Source organism: Vibrio sp. YYF0003 (assembly GCF_036350715.1).
Lineage (GTDB): Bacteria > Pseudomonadota > Gammaproteobacteria > Enterobacterales > Vibrionaceae > Vibrio > Vibrio natriegens.
Genome location: NZ_JAZDWA010000011.1, coordinates 61642 through 79608, shown reverse-complemented (window position 1 = coordinate 79608; position 17967 = coordinate 61642). Strand labels below are relative to the sequence as shown.

16 protein-coding genes and 4 tRNA genes are annotated in these 17967 nt (G+C 45.6%); 1 reads left to right on the top strand and 19 read right to left on the bottom strand.

Annotated elements, in window-relative coordinates; genetic code table 11:
- Position 1 precedes the first annotated feature (1 nt).
- From V1U08_RS21475 to pncC, 10 genes are all read right to left on the bottom strand, one after another.
- Positions 2–75: transfer RNA gene (locus V1U08_RS21475), tRNA-Arg, on the bottom strand.
- Between the two features lie 67 nt (positions 76–142).
- Positions 143–235: transfer RNA gene (locus V1U08_RS21470), tRNA-Ser, on the bottom strand.
- Between the two features lie 48 nt (positions 236–283).
- Positions 284–360, bottom strand: a tRNA-Arg gene (locus V1U08_RS21465).
- Between the two features lie 43 nt (positions 361–403).
- Positions 404–496: transfer RNA gene (locus V1U08_RS21460), tRNA-Ser, on the bottom strand.
- 243 nt (positions 497–739) lie between these two features.
- On the bottom strand, positions 740–937 hold the full coding sequence (csrA, locus tag V1U08_RS21455) for a carbon storage regulator CsrA (RefSeq protein WP_004415691.1): 198 nt from the start codon (positions 935–937) through the stop codon (positions 740–742).
- A gap of 91 nt (positions 938–1028) precedes the next feature.
- Positions 1029–2216, bottom strand: coding sequence for an aspartate kinase (locus V1U08_RS21450; RefSeq protein ID WP_330471392.1), 1188 nt, complete (start codon positions 2214–2216; stop codon positions 1029–1031).
- Between the two features lie 196 nt (positions 2217–2412).
- On the bottom strand, positions 2413–4995 hold the full coding sequence (gene alaS / locus V1U08_RS21445) for an alanine--tRNA ligase (RefSeq protein WP_330471391.1): 2583 nt from the start codon (positions 4993–4995) through the stop codon (positions 2413–2415).
- A 142-nt stretch (positions 4996–5137) separates the two neighbouring features.
- Positions 5138–5605, bottom strand: a complete 468-nt coding sequence (recX, locus tag V1U08_RS21440; RefSeq protein WP_065297372.1) for a recombination regulator RecX — start codon at positions 5603–5605, stop codon at positions 5138–5140.
- 114 nt (positions 5606–5719) lie between these two features.
- Entirely contained in the window at positions 5720–6766 is a 1047-nt protein-coding gene (recA, locus tag V1U08_RS21435; RefSeq protein WP_014232974.1) for a recombinase RecA, read from the bottom strand.
- A 190-nt stretch (positions 6767–6956) separates the two neighbouring features.
- Positions 6957–7448 (bottom strand): nicotinamide-nucleotide amidase, encoded by a 492-nt coding sequence (gene pncC / locus V1U08_RS21430; RefSeq protein ID WP_330471390.1) that lies wholly within the window; start codon positions 7446–7448, stop codon positions 6957–6959.
- A gap of 84 nt (positions 7449–7532) precedes the next feature.
- Between pncC and mutS the strand changes: the two genes are divergently transcribed.
- Entirely contained in the window at positions 7533–10094 is a 2562-nt protein-coding gene (mutS, locus tag V1U08_RS21425) for a DNA mismatch repair protein MutS (protein WP_330471389.1), read from the top strand.
- A gap of 74 nt (positions 10095–10168) precedes the next feature.
- On the opposite strand, the gene rpoS is transcribed toward mutS, so the two are convergent.
- The 9 genes from rpoS to eno all read right to left on the bottom strand — a co-directional run bounded on the left by rpoS (position 10169) and on the right by eno (position 17904).
- Positions 10169–11155: an RNA polymerase sigma factor RpoS gene (gene rpoS / locus V1U08_RS21420; RefSeq protein WP_024372915.1), complete on the bottom strand. Its 987-nt coding sequence runs from the start codon at positions 11153–11155 to the stop codon at positions 10169–10171.
- Positions 11156–11235: 80 nt separating this feature from the next.
- Positions 11236–12159, bottom strand: a complete 924-nt coding sequence (locus V1U08_RS21415; RefSeq protein ID WP_330471388.1) for a peptidoglycan DD-metalloendopeptidase family protein — start codon at positions 12157–12159, stop codon at positions 11236–11238.
- A gap of 13 nt (positions 12160–12172) precedes the next feature.
- Positions 12173–12799: a protein-L-isoaspartate(D-aspartate) O-methyltransferase gene (locus tag V1U08_RS21410; protein ID WP_014232979.1), complete on the bottom strand. Its 627-nt coding sequence runs from the start codon at positions 12797–12799 to the stop codon at positions 12173–12175.
- The gene (surE, locus tag V1U08_RS21405; protein WP_024372917.1) at positions 12799–13545 is read right to left on the bottom strand and encodes a 5'/3'-nucleotidase SurE; all 747 of its coding nucleotides are present in this window, start codon (positions 13543–13545) and stop codon (positions 12799–12801) included. The genes V1U08_RS21410 and surE overlap by 1 nt, the downstream gene beginning before the upstream one ends.
- A gap of 29 nt (positions 13546–13574) precedes the next feature.
- A complete protein-coding gene (truD, locus tag V1U08_RS21400) occupies positions 13575–14618 on the bottom strand; it encodes a tRNA pseudouridine(13) synthase TruD (protein ID WP_020333968.1) in 1044 nt (347 codons plus the stop codon).
- A 42-nt stretch (positions 14619–14660) separates the two neighbouring features.
- Positions 14661–15140 (bottom strand): 2-C-methyl-D-erythritol 2,4-cyclodiphosphate synthase, encoded by a 480-nt coding sequence (gene ispF, locus V1U08_RS21395; RefSeq protein WP_014232982.1) that lies wholly within the window; start codon positions 15138–15140, stop codon positions 14661–14663.
- A 13-nt stretch (positions 15141–15153) separates the two neighbouring features.
- Positions 15154–15861, bottom strand: coding sequence for a 2-C-methyl-D-erythritol 4-phosphate cytidylyltransferase (gene ispD, locus V1U08_RS21390; RefSeq protein WP_330471387.1), 708 nt, complete (start codon positions 15859–15861; stop codon positions 15154–15156).
- 1 nt (position 15862) lies between these two features.
- On the bottom strand, positions 15863–16144 hold the full coding sequence (gene ftsB, locus V1U08_RS21385) for a cell division protein FtsB (protein WP_014232984.1): 282 nt from the start codon (positions 16142–16144) through the stop codon (positions 15863–15865).
- 458 nt (positions 16145–16602) lie between these two features.
- Positions 16603–17904, bottom strand: coding sequence for a phosphopyruvate hydratase (eno, locus tag V1U08_RS21380; protein ID WP_014232985.1), 1302 nt, complete (start codon positions 17902–17904; stop codon positions 16603–16605).
- Positions 17905–17967 lie beyond the last annotated feature (63 nt).

Sequence of the window (17967 nt, the reverse complement as noted above, 5' to 3'; positions counted from 1 at the left end):
GCGCGTCCTGGAGGATTCGAACCTCCGACCGCCTGGTTCGTAGCCAGGTACTCTATCCAGCTGAGCTAAGGACGCACTTTTTGTGAAATAAATCACATTACTTTGTTTTAGAACAAAAAAAATTGACTGCTACGTCAATAAATGGCGGTGAGGGAGGGATTCGAACCCTCGATGCGGCTACAAACCACATACTCCCTTAGCAGGGGAGCGCCTTCGGCCTCTCGGCCACCTCACCACATTATTCATACTCAAATACATCATCAAAGAATAATGTAAAAGAATATGGCGCGTCCTGGAGGATTCGAACCTCCGACCGCCTGGTTCGTAGCCAGGTACTCTATCCAGCTGAGCTAAGGACGCACTTTTGTTCTTTGTTTGGATGCTAACTCAAACAAGGCAAGAATGGCGGTGAGGGAGGGATTCGAACCCTCGATGCGGCTACAAACCACATACTCCCTTAGCAGGGGAGCGCCTTCGGCCTCTCGGCCACCTCACCGTCTTGCGGAGGCACATATTACGTTTTACCGAAAATATGTCAAACACTTTCTTTGAAAAAAACCGCAAAAAACACTTAACCGATGCCGATTTAATCAAAGTGACTATTAAACGAACTTTACCACCCTATTATGATGAAAAAAAGAGAGTCTTCTCTGAAAAAATGACATTTATCAGAAACTAAAAAGGCCAGCCCTTCGGCTAGCCTTTTTCATTCAAACTAAGCTCTGTAAACAGATGATACTTAGTAGTTACCTGAAGCAACGTTACCATTGCCTTTTTCAGCTTGAATGCGCATGTAGATTTCTTCGCGGTGAACTGACACTTCCTTCGGAGCGTTAACGCCGATGCGCACTTGGTTACCTTTAACACCTAGTACAGTTACAGTTACCTCATCACCAATCATCAGTGTTTCGCCTACGCGACGAGTCAAAATTAGCATTCTATGCTCCTTGAGTAATCTCTAAATTTTCTTGCTATCACGCTATTATCCAACAAAAGTTATATTTTCGTAAACTACCTTGTTAGCGAAATCACCCTATTAGGGCATGTTTTTGCTGAATGCTTAACGCTTCACTAGACGTAATGTAAGCATCATGAAGAATGTTTGCCGCCATATCCACACAGTCAGGAGATAATACTAGCATCATAGTGAGTGCATTCGTTGCGCAGAAATTGATCGCAATCTCTTGCTCAGCCAGCAAATCGCATGCATGCTCGACCAATCCATTGGCCTCAAGCCCTACTGCGGTCAACAGGCTTACCATTTCACTATTACGGATTTTATCGCTGAACACCAGATCGAACTTGGCACATGCATCTTGTTTTATCATGATACCTGTCCGTTCTGTTTCCTCGATCACATTCCAGATATCGATACCTAGCATCTGACATTGCTTTGTAGCACTGGACAAATGTTCTTTATCTACTTCAATAATGGCAAGGTCTCGTTGAATAGCTATACCAGAGATGGCTTGTGTGCCAATCTCTCCCTTAACTAAACTACCTTCATTCACATCGAATGTAGAAAGCACGCGTAGTGGTACATTGTTCTTCCATGCATATTGCACCGAAGGTAAATGTAAAACTTTAGCACCACGGCTTGCCATTGCTTCCATTGAAGGAAAGTCAATCACTGCCATTTTTTGCGCCGTTTTTACTACACGTGGGTCACAAGTATAAATACCATCAACGTCGGTAAAGATTTGACACTCATCAGCACGTAGTGCACCAGCCAGTGTCACTGCGCTCGTATCTGAGCCTCCTCGACCTAATGTGGTGATATCCCCATTTTCATTCACACCCTGAAAACCTGCGACGATAACGACATGCTCTTGTTCAAGCAATGCCATCACTCTCGTAGTATCAATGTGCTTAATCGTTGCGTCATTGTGCTGGTTATCAGTCACAATGTTCGCCTGTGCTCCGGTAAGTGAGCGTGCAGGATGACCCATTTTGTTCAGTGTCATCGCCAACAGTGCCATCGACACTTGCTCACCAGCAGAGAGCAAAACATCAAGTTCTCGGGCTGTAGGAACGCTATCTACCTGTTTAGCTAGGTCCATAAGCCTATTGGTTTCGCCTGACATAGCAGACACAACTACAACAACTTGATTACCATCATTTTTCGCCTTAATGATGTGTTCAGCAACTTGGTGGATTCTTTCAATTGAACCCACAGAGGTTCCGCCAAACTTTTGCACGATAAGGGGCTTTTTCACCAGTCTTCACCTTCCCAAGACCAAAGTCTCATTCGGACCACATACATTCTGTTTATATAAGTGGTAGTTACAAGAAAAACCAAGCAGCTTAGTGGGCCAGCTTAATCTCTGGTCCATTAAACCACTTGGTCAACTTAAAAAAATTACGCCCAATCAAAACAAATTGATTGAGCGTATATTTGTTATTTATAGCTTGTTACAAGCGCTCTTCTAGCCAAGGCTGAACAGTTTTGATTGCTTCTGGAAGTGCCGCTACGTCAGTACCGCCAGCTTGCGCCATATCAGGACGACCGCCGCCTTTACCACCAACCTGCTCTGCTACCATTTTAACTAAATCACCCGCTTTGACTTTGCCAACCAGATCTTTAGTTACACCAGCGATCAAACCAACTTTGTCACCCGTGATGTTAGCCAGAAGTACAACACCAGAACCCATTTGGTTCTTGATGTCATCAACCATAGTACGTAGGTTTTTGCTGTCAGCACCTTCTAGCGCCGCAACCAATACTTTTGTACCTTTAACTTCTACCGCTTTACCCATGATGTTTGCACTTTCTGCCGCAGCCATCTTGTCTTTCAGCTTTTGAATTTCTTTTTCAAGCGCTTTCGATTTTTGCGCAGATTCTGCCAGTTTCTCTTCGTACTTAGCTGTTTGAGCTTCGATTACGTCTAGAGCTGCTTCACCTGTTACCGCTTCAATACGACGAATACCCGCAGCAATACCGCTTTCCGACGTAATCTTGAACAAGCCAATGTCACCCGTGTTAGATGCGTGGATACCACCACATAGCTCTGTCGAGAAGTCACCCATCGATAGTACGCGAACTTCATCGTCGTATTTCTCACCGAACAATGCCATCGCACCTTTCTGCTTCGCAGACTCGATGTCCATGATATTGGTTTCGATAGCGTGGTTACGACGAATTTGAGCATTAACCAGACGTTCCACTTCTTTTAGCTCTGCAGCCGTTACCGCTTCAAGGTGTGAGAAGTCAAAACGTAGGTTTTCAGGTCGAACTAGAGAGCCTTTCTGTAGCACGTGCTCACCTAATACGCGACGTAGTGCCTCGTGCAGTAAGTGTGTAGCAGAGTGGTTTAGTGAAGTTGCAGCTCGGCGCTCAGCGTCTACGATTGTTGCAACATCATCACCTTTCGCCAGAACGCCTTCAGCCATTACACCGTAATGCGCAATTGCATTACCTAGCTTCTGAGTGTCTTCTACACGGAATACGCCAGACTCTGTGCGAATCTCACCAGCGTCACCACACTGACCACCTGACTCAGCATAGAACGGTGTTTCACCAAGTACGATGATTGCTTTATCGCCTGCTGACAGTGATTCAACTTCGTTGCCTTCAACGAACATGGCTTCGACAGAACTTGAACCTTTTGTGCCTGTGTAACCACAGAACTCAGTTTCTGCGTCCACTTTGATTGTCGCGTTGTAGTCTGTACCGAATTGGCCAGCTTCACGAGCACGTTGACGCTGCTCTTCCATTGCTTTCTCAAAACCTTCTTCGTCGATAGTGAACTCACGCTCACGAGCAACGTCGTTAGTTAAATCAGCAGGGAAGCCGTAGGTGTCGTAAAGTTTAAATACTGTTTCACCGTCTAGCTCTTTGCCATCCAGGTTATCTAGCGCTTCGTTCAGGATCGACATACCACGATCAAGCGTACGACCGAAGTTTTCTTCTTCGATACGCAGTACTTTCTCTACAACCGCTTGTTGACGCTTCAGTTCTTCACCAGCAGTACCCATGACTTCTGCAAGTACACCAACCAGTTTGTAGAAGAAAACACCTTGTGCACCAAGCTTGTTACCATGACGAACAGCACGACGGATAATACGGCGTAGAACGTAACCACGACCTTCATTTGAAGGCATCACGCCATCAACGATCAAGAATGAACATGAACGAATATGGTCTGCGATAACACGTAGAGACTGGTTAGACAGGTCTTCGTAACCAACTACTTCAGCAGCTGCTTTGATCAGAGTTTGGAATACGTCGATTTCGTAGTTTGAGTGAACGCCTTGCATGATCGCAGAGATACGCTCAATACCCATACCTGTATCAACAGATGGTTTTGGCAGCGGCTCCATAGTACCGTCGGCATGACGGTTGAACTGCATGAATACGTTGTTCCAGATCTCGATGAAACGGTCACCATCTTCTTCAGGAGTACCAGGGCGACCACCCCAGATGTGCTCACCGTGATCGTAGAAAATTTCAGTACATGGACCACAAGGACCTGTGTCACCCATCTGCCAGAAGTTGTCTGACTCGTATGGTTTACCACCTTTTTTATCACCAATACGGATGATACGATCTGCTGGAACGCCTACCTTTTGGTTCCAGATATCAAATGCTTCATCATCGGTTTCGTAGATAGTAACCAGTAGACGCTCTTGAGGTAGTTTCAGTACTTGAGTCAAAAATTCCCAAGCGAATGAAATCGCGTCTTCTTTGAAGTAATCACCAAAGCTGAAGTTACCTAGCATCTCGAAGAAAGTATGGTGACGAGCTGTGAAACCTACGTTTTCCAGGTCATTATGTTTACCGCCAGCACGTACACAACGTTGAGCCGTAGTCGCTCGAGTATAGGCTCGTTTTTCCAAGCCTAAGAAGCAATCTTTAAATTGGTTCATACCTGCGTTTGTGAACAGCAGGGTTGGGTCGTTATGTGGTACTAACGATGAACTTTCTACGATTTGGTGTCCTTTGCTTTCAAAGAACTTGAGGAACGAGTTACGAACCTCGTCAGTGCTCATGTACATGCAGCTCTTCCTGAAAATAGTCGAGTTAGAATTTCGCCGTATTGTAGATCAAGCAATCAGCTACGACTAGTTTTCTTACGGAAAAGAGGTCTTAGAGGAATAATTTTGAAGAAAAACAAAAAAAAATGCTGGAGAATCCCACTCAATCATGTTCGTCAAAGCTCAGTGCATAGCTGATTTGGTCAAAACTGTATCCACGATATTGCATAAAACGCACCTGTTTGGCGTACTCTTTCTGGTCTTTAGCTTTTATGCCTTTGAACTTTTTTTCAGCCGCCATTCTTGCCAGTTCAAACCAGTCTTGTGGCTCTTCCATCATCGCTTCATCGACAACCGATTCCGCTACGCGCTTTTGGGCTAATTCCTGACGGATCCTGCGTTCACCATGACCTTTATAGACATGTTGGCGAATCTGGCTTTTGGCATAACGCAAATCATCAAGATAATTGTGATCCAGACAAAAATTGATCGCGGCTTCGATATCGGCTTCTTCATACCCTTTCAATGCCAGCTTTTGATATAGCTCGTACTGTCCGTGGTCACGACGGCTCAGTAACTGAATCGCAGCTTCTTTACTTGAAAGAGTTGGCGCTTGACGCTTTTGGTACATGATGATCCTAAACCTATTTTTCCTGTACAGATTTGTTGTTCAGCACTTTAGATATAGCAAATACAACAAAGCCCCGCGTCGCAGGGCTTTTATATCTTTTATTTAAAGTCGAAGTTAAAACTCTTCTTCTTTCTTCTCTGGCATTTCACCGGCTTCAGGTCCCTCAGCTACAGCTGGAGACAAAAGCATCTCACGAAGTTTCTTGTCGATAGTCTGAGCAACTTCTGTATGTTCACGCAGGTAATTACAAGCATTTGCCTTGCCCTGACCGATCTTGTCGCCATTGTAGCTGTACCAAGCGCCTGCTTTTTCAACCAGTTTGTGCTTCACGCCTAAGTCTACCAGCTCGCCTTCGCGGTTAAAGCCTTGACCGTACATGATCTGCGTGTTTGCTTCTTTAAATGGTGCTGCAATCTTGTTCTTAACTACTTTGATTCGGGTTTCGTTACCCACAACTTCGTCGCCTTCTTTGATTGCGCCAGTACGACGGATATCAAGACGAACCGATGCGTAGAATTTAAGTGCGTTACCGCCAGTTGTTGTTTCTGGGTTACCGAACATCACACCAATCTTCATACGGATTTGGTTGATGAAGATACACATACAGTTAGACTGCTTCAGGTTACCTGTTAGCTTACGCATCGCTTGAGAAAGCATACGAGCTTGAAGACCCATGTGGCTGTCGCCCATTTCGCCTTCGATTTCTGCTTTTGGAGTCAGTGCTGCAACAGAGTCGACAACCATTACGTCGATAGCACCAGAGCGCGCTAATGCGTCACAGATTTCTAGCGCTTGCTCACCCGTATCAGGCTGAGAAACCAAAAGTGCATCGATATCTACGCCAAGCTTCTTCGCGTATACAGGATCCAGAGCGTGCTCCGCATCGATAAACGCACAAGTTTTGCCTTCACGCTGTGCTGCTGCAATAAGCTCAAGAGTTAGTGTCGTTTTACCCGAAGATTCCGGACCGTATACTTCGACAATACGACCCATCGGTAAGCCACCAGCACCCAAAGCGATATCAAGAGAAAGAGAACCCGTTGAGATGGTTTCTACGTCCATTGCGCGGTTATCGCCAAGGCGCATGATTGAGCCTTTACCGAATTGTTTTTCAATTTGACCTAGCGCAGCGGCGAGCGCTTTCTGTTTGTTCTCGTCCATTACTTTCTCCGATTTATTCATCTTTTTGGGCGACGAATAGTCATTAAACTTTTCTTGAGCAGTTAATCGCTCAGCAATGAAAGTTATTATACTGTTGATTCATACAGTGTCTATACCTGTATAGAAAAAACTTTAGCTGATCTACGTATAACTTTGCCGCAGAGCTTATCACGTCTGGGCTAACGTACTTTTAAATTTTCTCATCCAAATGCTGATAGATTCGAGTCAGTGCATGAAACACGGCTTGTTCACGAACAGCTGCACGATCACCGTCAAAATGCATGGTTTCAACCAAAAGCCATTGTTGATTATCTGCAAATGCAAAACATACAGTCCCAACGGGCTTTTCTTCGCTGCCACCACCTGGTCCGGCAATACCACTGATCGAGACGCCTATCGTTGCATTCGAATGCTCAAGCGCTCCTTGAACCATTTCAATCACAACGGGTTCACTGACGGCGCCGTGCATTTCCAGTGTCTTTTGCTTAACACTGAGCATCTCCATTTTCGCTTCATTGCTGTAAGTCACAAATGCACGATCCAGCCAGCCAGAACTGCCAGCAATGTCAGTAATAGCGGCAGCAACACCACCTCCGGTGCAGGATTCCGCGGTCGTCATCACATGTCCATGCTGCTCGAGTAACACACCTAAATCTGCGCTTAATTTTGTTATTCTTTCCATAGCCAAAATGCCCTTTGTCTCTTTTTACTTGATAGGGATTCACGTATCCTAAGCCGCTCCGGAAATAAACAAAAGAACTTACCTGTGAAAGCTGAACAAAAACACACTCCGATGATGCAGCAATACCTCAAGCTAAAGGCTGAGAACCCTGATATTTTGCTGTTTTACCGCATGGGCGATTTCTACGAGCTCTTCTATGATGATGCTAAGCGTGCCTCCCAACTGCTTGATATCTCATTGACTAAACGTGGTGCATCTGCAGGAGAGCCTATTCCTATGGCGGGTGTGCCATTTCATGCCGTAGAAGGCTATTTGGCCAAACTTGTTCAGCTTGGTGAGTCTGTCGCAATCTGTGAGCAGATCGGTGATCCCGCGACCAGTAAAGGCCCTGTTGAGCGCAAAGTCGTACGCATTGTTACTCCGGGTACCGTCACTGACGAAGCTCTTCTTTCCGAGCGCCTCGATAACTTGATTGCGGCGATTTATCACCACAACGGTAAGTTTGGTTACGCGACACTGGATGTCACTTCAGGCCGTTTTCAATTAACGGAACCTGAAACCGAAGAGGCAATGGCGGCTGAACTGCAACGCACCGCACCACGTGAGTTACTGTTTCCTGAAGATTTTGAGCCCGTCCATTTGATGTCGAGTCGCAACGGTAACCGTCGTCGTCCAGTATGGGAATTTGAATTAGATACCGCGAAACAACAACTGAATCAGCAATTCGGTACCAAAGACTTGATTGGCTTTGGCGTAGAACACGCAGCACTTGGCTTATGTGCCGCAGGTTGTTTGATCCAGTATGTAAAAGACACACAGCGTACTGCACTACCACACATTCGTTCTTTGACTTTTGATCGTCAGGATCACTCTGTCATTCTGGATGCCGCCACGCGTCGTAACCTCGAAATTACTCAAAACCTTGCAGGCTCGACAGACAATACGTTGGCCGCTGTTCTCGATCACTGTGCAACCCCAATGGGAAGCCGCATGCTCAAGCGTTGGCTCCATCAACCAATGCGCTGCATCGATACATTAAACAATCGCCTTGATGCCATCGGTGAAATTAAAGACCAAAGCCTATTTACCGATCTTCAGCCCACTTTAAAGCAGATTGGTGATATTGAACGAATTTTAGCCCGTCTGGCGTTACGATCTGCCCGTCCTCGTGACATGGCTCGTCTGCGTCACGCTATGCAGCAATTGCCAGAGCTAGAAGCCATTACTGCCTCATTGACTCATCCATACCTCGTGAAGCTGGCTCAGTTTGCAGCACCAATCGATGACGTGTGCGAATTACTCGAACGTGCAATCAAAGAAAACCCTCCTGTTGTGATTCGCGACGGTGGCGTTATCGCAGAGGGATATAATGAAGAACTGGATGAGTGGCGTAAACTCGCTGATGGCGCAACAGAATACTTAGAAAAACTCGAATCGGACGAACGTGAGCGTCATGGCATTGATACGCTTAAAGTTGGTTACAACAATGTGCATGGCTTCTACATTCAGGTTAGCCGTGGTCAAAGCCATTTGGTACCGCCACACTATGTGCGTCGCCAAACTCTTAAAAACGCAGAACGCTACATCATTCCTGAGCTGAAAGAACACGAAGACAAAGTGCTTAACTCTAAGTCAAAAGCACTCGCGTTAGAAAAGCAGCTTTGGGAAGGTCTGTTTGATCTGTTGATGCCGAACCTAGAACAGTTACAGAATTTGGCCTCTGCCGTTTCTCAATTGGATGTACTGCAAAACCTGGCAGAACGTGCTGATTCACTCGATTATTGCCGTCCGACATTAGTCAAAGAGCCGGGAATCCAGATCCAATCAGGTCGCCACCCTGTTGTAGAGCAAGTCACCAGTGACCCATTTATCGCCAACCCAATAGAGCTCAACCCACAGCGTAAGATGTTGATCATTACGGGTCCGAACATGGGTGGTAAATCGACATACATGCGCCAAACTGCATTGATCGCGCTGATGGCTCACATTGGTTCGTACGTTCCAGCTGAATCAGCTCAGATTGGATCGTTAGATCGTATTTTCACTCGTATTGGTGCTTCTGATGACTTAGCCTCCGGGCGATCAACGTTTATGGTGGAAATGACGGAAACAGCGAACATTCTGCACAACGCGACGAAAAACAGCTTAGTACTGATGGATGAAATTGGTCGAGGCACCAGTACTTATGATGGTCTGTCTTTGGCATGGGCAAGCGCAGAATGGCTGGCAACACAAATCGGCGCGATGACACTGTTCGCCACCCACTACTTTGAGCTGACTGAACTACCAAGCCAGTTGCCAAATCTGGCCAATGTCCACTTAGACGCGGTCGAGCATGGAGACAGCATTGCGTTTATGCACGCAGTTCAAGAAGGTGCAGCCAGCAAATCATACGGTCTTGCGGTTGCTGGCCTGGCTGGTGTCCCAAAAACCGTGATCAAAAATGCACGTGCGAAGTTATCTCAACTTGAACAGTTAAGTCATGGTAACGACTCTCCTCGCCCGGGAGCGGTCGATGTGGCGAATCAGCTCAGCCTCATTCCTGAGCCAAGCGAAGTTGAGCAAGCTTTATCAAACATCGATCCCGATGAGATGACGCCTCGCCAGGCACTCGAAGAACTGTATCGTTTGAAAAAAATGCTTTAGCTGTAATTGGATACCCTGCTTAAAACGCAAAAAGGCTATGGTTCCCCATAGCCTTTTCTCTTTATGTATGTCGATTAGTCATCTTCGACGTTAAACAAGTTCTCCATATTCAGGCCTTGTTTAATCAATACTTCGCGTAGACGACGTAGACCTTCCACTTGGATCTGGCGAACGCGTTCACGAGTGAGTCCAATTTCACGCCCTACTTCTTCCAGCGTTGAAGGTTCATAACCTAATAAACCAAAACGACGAGCCAAAACTTCTTTCTGTTTCGGGTTCAACTCTTCAAGCCAATGGATTAGAGAAGACTTGATGTCGTCATCTTGTGTCGAAACTTCAGGGTCAGAATTGTTACCATCTGGAATGATATCAAGTAGTGCTTTTTCACCATCACCACCAATTGGCGTGTCGACAGAACTAATACGCTCATTCAAGCGAAGCATTTTGCTGACATCTTCAACAGGAATATCAAGTTGCGCTGCAATCTCTTCGGCTGTTGGTTCATGATCGAGCTTCTGAGAAAGTTCACGCGCAGTACGCAGATAAATGTTCAGCTCTTTCACAACGTGAATCGGTAGACGAATAGTACGAGTTTGGTTCATCAACGCACGTTCGATCGTTTGTCGAATCCACCATGTTGCATAGGTAGAGAAACGGAAACCGCGTTCCGGGTCGAATTTCTCAACTGCACGGATCAAGCCAAGGTTACCTTCTTCAATAAGGTCCAGAAGGGCTAAACCGCGGTTGCTGTAACGACGAGAGATCTTTACAACTAAGCGTAAGTTACTTTCGATCATGCGCTTACGAGCAGCTTCGTCGCCACGTAATGCGCGTCGAGCATAAAGCACTTCTTCTTCAGCAGTGAGTAGAGGTGAGAAGCCAATTTCACCTAGATACAATTGGGTGGCATCTAAGCTCTTGCTGCTTGCATCGAATTCTTCACGCGCAGCAGTTTTGCTTTCTGTGGATGATGATTTTCCGAGTTGACTCGCAACGGTCTTCACTGACTCATCGTCAAAATCAAACTCTTCAACTTTGGTTACTGTGTTGCTGATACTCATAACGCCTCCCCCTGGCGAGTTAGCAAGACATGACAACTCAATATGTCGCTAAATGGTTTCGCAAGTTGTTATTCAAAGTTTTACGGTAAATAGCGTTTTGGATTCACTGATTTACCTTGGTAGCGAATTTCAAAGTGCAGTTTGACGGATTTCGAACCAGAACTACCCATGGTTGCGATTTTTTGTCCACTGTTAACACTTTGTCCTTCGGATACCAGCAGCTTGTCATTATGGGCATATGCGCTTAGATAATTGTCATTATGCTTCACTATAATTAGGTTGCCATAACCTCGTAGTGCATTGCCTGAATAAACAACAGTGCCGGCTGCGGTTGAAACGATAGGCTGACCACGCTGTCCTGCGATATCAATACCTTTATTTCCTTGTTCTCCCGCCGAGAAGTTCTTGATTACTCTCCCTTTTGTTGGCCACAACCACTTCGATACGTTCGCATTTTTAGTAGTCGTTGTAGACGGATTTTTCTTCACATTTTGGTTATCTTTTGAACCAACATACTCCTTTGTTTTGGATTGTTCAACCTTCTTTGGAGGCTGTTTTTGCACCACTTTAGGGGTAGTTGGCTGCACTTTTGGGGTAGAGCTTTTACTTGAATCAACAGGCTTGGATACCGTTGATATTTTAGTCACTGGAGCCGGAGTCTTCGCAACTATAGGTGCCACAACGGGTTCCACTTTTTGCCCATATTTCGGAGCAATATATTTCGGAGCCCAAAGTTTTAGACGCTGACCTGGATAGATAGTGTAAGGTTGAGCAAGCTCATTGTAACGAACGAGGTCATTTACATCCTTATCTGTGACGTATGCTATGAAATAAAGTGTATCTCCTTTCTTTACTTCATAGTAACTCCCTCTATAGCTGCCTCGCTCAACATTTGAGTAATCTTTTTTTAAGCTAGAAACAGGCGCTGGTGAGTGAGCCGCACAACCGAGAAGTCCTGCAGCTAACATAAAGCTAATACTAGTTCGACGTAATAACTTACTCACCAATCTTTAACCCTTACGCTAAATCACCCGCCACTAAAGGAACGAACCGCACCATCTCCACCACGGTGGAAAGGTACTCATCGCCTTTACGTTCAATCTTCAATAGTTGTTGTTCCGTTTCACCAACAGGGATAACCATCCTACCACCGTCTTTCAACTGCGCCAGAAGTGCTTGGGGAATGACTTCTGCTGCTGCGGTGACAATAATGGCATCAAATGGACCTTTCGTTTCCCAACCAAGCCACCCATCTCCATGTTTAGTAGAGATATTGTAGATATCAAGTTGCTTGAGGCGACGCTTGGCTTCCCACTGTAAAGACTTAATGCGTTCAACGGAGTACACACGCTCGACAAGTTGCGCTAAAACCGCAGTTTGATAACCAGAGCCAGTGCCAATTTCCAAAACGTTACTTGAAGGCTCAAGTTCTAATAACTCCGTCATACGTGCAACAATGTAAGGCTGAGAAATAGTTTGTCCCTGACCAATCGGTAACGCATTGTTGTCATAGGCTTGGTGCATCATCGCTTGAGAAACAAACCGTTCTCTCGGCAGGTGATGTATCGCATCCAGAACACGTTGATCTTTAATGCCACTGGCGACGAGGTATTCAATCAACCGGTCAGCATGTGGGTTACTCATTACTTCTCTTCCTTCAACCAACTATCCATAGCACGCAGTGATTCATGAGCCGTAAGATCAACTTGCAACGGGGTAATAGAAACCCGACCGCGCTCAATCGCATAAAAGTCAGTACCCTCACCAGCATCTTGCTCTTTTCCTGGAGGACCTAACCAGTAAATATCATGCCCTCGTGGATCTTTCTGCTTTATCATGTTCTCTGCGTGATGACGTGCACCTAAGCGGGTGACTTCAATTTGGCCCAGTTGTTCCAAAGGAAGATCAGGGACATTCACGTTCAACAAGCGGTTGGTTGGAATTGGCATAGCGAGATGTTGTTGTACGAGCTTGCGAGCAATTTTTGCCGCAGACTCAAAATGGCGCTTTCCAACCAATGAAAATGCAACAGACTGAACACCGAGAAAGTGCCCTTCCATTGCGGCAGCGACAGTCCCGGAATACAGGACGTCATCACCTAAATTTGCCCCATGATTGATACCAGTCAGAACAAGGTCTGGCAGGTCATCTTTCATTAACTCATTTAAAGCAAAATGAACACAATCCGTCGGTGTTCCCTGAACAGAATATGTGTTTGGTGCAATCTGTGTCACTCGAAGCGGCTGCTCTAAGGTCAGCGAGTTTGAAGCACCAGAACGGTTTCGGTCTGGCGCAACAATTGTCACTTCGGCAATGTCTCTTAATTCATCTGCAAGCGCATGAATTCCCTGAGCATAAACACCGTCGTCATTGCTAATCAGAATTCGCAGTGACTTAGCGTTTGGTGAATCTTGTTCCATTAGTATTCTCTTTCTACTTTTACCTCGTTGACTAACTCACGAACAATGGATGTAGCGAACGAGCCAGCATCTAATGAGAAAGTCAGCGTAATATTGTTACCTTCAACACTCCAAGCAAGATCTTGTGGCTTTAGTGCAACATTACGGCGATCATGACGCATGCGATTACCACGGATAAGCGCCATCAAGTCAGGCTCTTCATCTAGGAACGGTTGCTCTAATGCCAAAGCATCGGCTTGGGTCGGTAATGCATTATCACCAGCAAGTGCAGCCGTGATAGCCGCGTCTCCGTCGATAAACTGAGCTTGCATCGCCGCTATATTGCTCGCATCAACCGTCACGTTACCTGCGGAGGTTTGTGCAACATCACCCTCGACAAACTTGTCGAACATGCCCTGCTCTAAACGCGCAGAAACGATGCGGTTAAAAATCCAAGATCGCGCGGCTGACAGGTACATACTGCGCTTATTTTGATTACGAGTACGTACGTTTTCACGCCCCCAACGACGAGCTTCTTCTAGGTTATTCCCATCATTGCCAAAGCGCTGAGCACCAAAGTAGTTCGGCACGCCAACTTGTTTTATTTTTTCAAGACGACGCTCTACGTCCGCGATGTCTGTCACTTCAGACAAAGTGACGACAAATCCGTTTCCAACCAAATCACCCGGACGTAACTTTTTGTTGTGACGATCCGTTGCCAGAATTTCGATATTAGGGTACTGAGCTAAAAACGCGGAAAAGTCCGGTGTTTCACCTTTTGGTAAATGAACGCTCAACCATTGTTCTGTCACCGCATGGCGGTCTTTTAAGCCAGCCCAGCTCACATCCTTAGATTTAACACCACACGCTTTAGCTAACTCGTTAGCAACGAAGCTGGTGTTCTCACCCGTTTTACGAATACGCACCATCAAATGCTCCCCTTCGCCAGTAAAGGCAAAGCCGAGATCTTCGCTAACCTGAAAATGTTCTGGTTGCGCTTTGATTTTTGCTGATGCGACAGGCTTACCCGTTAGGTATGCCAATGAAGATAAAATGTCTGACATGATTTAATTCCACTGCTCTTGCAGCATTAGGGAACAAGTTGATTATTGTTGCTTAAACAAAAGAACAACAGCTTCTGTAGCGATGCCTTCTTTACGTCCTGTAAAACCTAGGCGTTCTGTCGTGGTTGCCTTAACGTTTATGTTACTGATATCAGTTTCAAGGTCTTGAGCAATGACCGCGCACATCGCTTCTATGTGCGGTGCCATTTTAGGCGCTTGTGCCATGATGGTAATGTCTGCATTACCTAATCGATAACCTTGTTCTTTTACTCTGCGGTAGACATCTTTCAGTAACTCACGGCTATCAGCACCTTTCCACTTGTCATCAGTATCTGGAAAGTGACGGCCAATATCACCAGCCGCGATTGCACCAAGCAACGCATCGCTCAACGCATGTAAGGCCACATCGCCATCTGAATGTGCGATAAGCCCTTGTTCATAAGGAACAGAGACTCCGCCAATAATAACTGGGCCTTCACCACCAAACTTGTGTACGTCAAAACCGTGACCAATTCGAATCATTTTCTATCCTTACTTATTCGCCGCGCTCACGGCTTAAATAAAACTCAGCTAATGCAAGATCTTCTGGTTGAGTAATTTTTATATTGCTCGCATTGCCCTGAACTAAAGCGGGCGCTTCGCCCTTCCACTCTAAAGCTGAGGCTTCATCAGTAATGGCGATACCTTGCTGTAAAGCGTCGCTCAGAGCATTTTTTAGGGGCTGAGTTTTAAACATTTGTGGGGTTAATGCATGCCACAATGCTTCTCTGTCGACAGTATGATCAATGTTTTGTACTGAATTAGCACGTTTCATCGTATCTCTCACTGGTGAAGCAAGAATGCCGCCAGTAGGATGATCAATACAAACATCAATCAAACGGTCTATATCTGTTAACGTTACGCACGGTCTTGCTGCGTCGTGAACCAGCACCCACTCACTGGCGAGTTGCGTACTCACATAGTTTAGCCCTGAAAGTACAGAATCGGCTCTTTCTTTGCCTCCATCCACACGTATCACGTCGGGATGATTTGCGATAGATAACTCAGGGTAATAAGGATCACCTTCGGTAACCGCCACCACCACTTTAGCGATTTTAGAGTGGGAGAGAAGCTTCTCGACCGTATGCTCTAATACCGCCTTTCCATCAATCAACAAATACTGTTTGGGACGATCGGCTTTCATTCTGCTACCGACACCAGCTGCTGGCACAATAGCGATATGAGATGGGACAGTATCCAACATCTTACTGGTTTTCCTCACCAACAATTCGGTAGAAAGTTTCACCATCTCGGACTAAGCCAAGCTCATGGCGTGCTCTTTCCTCAATGGCATCAATACCTTGTCTTAGGTCATCAATTTCAGCAAACATTTCATTATTGCGAGCTTGTAGCTTGCTGTTTACTTGTTGCTGTACTTCGATTTCATCTTCTACTGCATAGTAATCAGACACCCCGTTCTTACCGAACCATAGAGTGTATTGAAGTAAGCCAAACAGTAACGTAAGGGCTATAACAAAGATTCGCATATCGTTGCTAACATTCTGTACCGGAAGGAATTAGATAAGATGATATATATAGCATAAATGCGGGATTGCCTCTAGGGCATAAAGGAAGACTCACAGACTCCTCACATGAAAGAGTGTAAAGAAAAGCTTTTGGAACCGTGTTCACATAAAGATTCTTCAGGTAAAAAAATACCCCGCCTAAGCGAGGTATTTAAAAGAACTATAAAGTTAAGCTAATAATTAAGCTTGGCCTTTAACTTCTTTAAGACCGCTTTCTTGCGAAAAAAGGGGGAGCGCGCTCACCTAGAGCTTCCTCGATACGGATAAGTTGGTTGCTTTCTTTTAGGTATAGCAGCAACACGGTCAGAACGGCTCATTGCTCTTAAGCATCTGCTTTTAAACAACCCCCAATAAACAAAAACCCCCGCCGTAGCGAGGGTTTCAAAAAGCTATTTAGCTAAACTTTATTCAATTAAGAATTAAGCTTGACCTTTAACTTCTTTAAGACCGTTGAAAGGAGCGCGCTCACCTAGAGCTTCCTCGATACGGATAAGTTGGTTGTACTTAGCAACACGGTCTGAACGGCTCATAGAACCAGTCTTGATTTGACCTGCAGCAGTACCTACCGCTAGGTCAGCGATAGTTGCATCTTCAGTTTCGCCAGAACGGTGAGAGATTACTGCTGTGTAACCTGCGTCTTTAGCCATCTTGATTGCAGCTAGAGTCTCAGTTAGAGAACCGATTTGGTTAAACTTGATAAGGATAGAGTTAGCTACGCCTTTCTCGATACCTTCAGCAAGGATCTTAGTGTTAGTAACGAATAGGTCGTCACCTACTAGTTGAAGCTTGTCACCTAGTAGTTCAGTTTGGTGCTTGAAGCCAGTCCAATCAGACTCGTCTAGACCATCTTCGATAGAAACGATTGGGAATTGGTTCGCTAGCTCAGCTAGGTAGTGGTTGAACTCTTCAGAAGTGAAAGTTTTACCTTCGCCTTTCATGTTGTAGATGCCAGCTTCTTTGTCGAAGAACTCAGATGCTGCACAGTCCATAGCTAGAGTAACGTCTTTACCTAGTTCGTAACCAGCAGCTGCAACAGCTTCTGCGATAACTTCTAGAGCTTCAGCGTTAGACTTAAGGTTAGGAGCGAAACCACCTTCGTCACCAACTGCAGTGCTGTAGCCTTTAGACTTAAGAACTTTAGCTAGGTTGTGGAATACTTCTGCACCGATACGTAGACCTTCTTTAAGAGTTTTAGCGCCAACTGGTTGGATCATGAACTCTTGGATGTCAACGTTGTTGTCTGCGTGCTCACCACCGTTGATGATGTTCATCATTGGTAGAGGCATTGAGAATTGACCAGGAGTGCCGTTTAGCTCAGCAATGTGCTCGTATAGAGGCATGCCTTTAGCTGCTGCTGCAGCTTTAGCGTTTGCTAGAGAAACAGCTAGGATAGCGTTAGCACCGAATTTAGATTTGTTTTCAGTACCATCTAGTTCGATCATTACTGCGTCGATTGCAGCTTGATCTTTAGCATCTTTGCCAACTAGAGCTTCAGCGATTGCGCCGTTTACAGCTTCAACAGCTTTAAGAACACCTTTACCTAGGAAACGTGCTTTGTCACCGTCACGTAGCTCAAGAGCTTCGCGAGAACCAGTAGATGCACCAGATGGAGCTGCTGCCATACCTACGAAACCGCCTTCTAGGTGAACTTCAGCTTCTACTGTTGGGTTACCACGTGAGTCGATGATTTCACGACCTAGAACTTTAACGATCTTAGACATTAATGTTTCCTCTCGTTTCAAATATAAATGTCAATTTTAAAGGGCGGCAGCACAACCTTCGCC

What these genes read in the sequence shown, in the direction of transcription:
- csrA (WP_004415691.1), bottom strand. Translation starts at nt 937, where the DNA reads ATGCTAATTTTGACTCGTCGCGTAGGCGAAACACTGATGATTGGTGAT.
- alaS (WP_330471391.1), bottom strand. Translation starts at nt 4,995, where the DNA reads ATGTACATGAGCACTGACGAGGTTCGTAACTCGTTCCTCAAGTTCTTT.
- recX (WP_065297372.1), bottom strand. Translation starts at nt 5,605, where the DNA reads ATGTACCAAAAGCGTCAAGCGCCAACTCTTTCAAGTAAAGAAGCTGCG.
- recA (WP_014232974.1), bottom strand. Translation starts at nt 6,766, where the DNA reads ATGGACGAGAACAAACAGAAAGCGCTCGCCGCTGCGCTAGGTCAAATT.
- pncC (WP_330471390.1), bottom strand. Translation starts at nt 7,448, where the DNA reads ATGGAAAGAATAACAAAATTAAGCGCAGATTTAGGTGTGTTACTCGAG.
- rpoS (WP_024372915.1), bottom strand. Translation starts at nt 11,155, where the DNA reads ATGAGTATCAGCAACACAGTAACCAAAGTTGAAGAGTTTGATTTTGAC.
- V1U08_RS21410 (WP_014232979.1), bottom strand. Translation starts at nt 12,799, where the DNA reads ATGAGTAACCCACATGCTGACCGGTTGATTGAATACCTCGTCGCCAGT.
- truD (WP_020333968.1), bottom strand. Translation starts at nt 14,618, where the DNA reads ATGTCAGACATTTTATCTTCATTGGCATACCTAACGGGTAAGCCTGTC.
- ispF (WP_014232982.1), bottom strand. Translation starts at nt 15,140, where the DNA reads ATGATTCGAATTGGTCACGGTTTTGACGTACACAAGTTTGGTGGTGAA.
- ispD (WP_330471387.1), bottom strand. Translation starts at nt 15,861, where the DNA reads ATGTTGGATACTGTCCCATCTCATATCGCTATTGTGCCAGCAGCTGGT.
- ftsB (WP_014232984.1), bottom strand. Translation starts at nt 16,144, where the DNA reads ATGCGAATCTTTGTTATAGCCCTTACGTTACTGTTTGGCTTACTTCAA.
- eno (WP_014232985.1), bottom strand. Translation starts at nt 17,904, where the DNA reads ATGTCTAAGATCGTTAAAGTTCTAGGTCGTGAAATCATCGACTCACGT.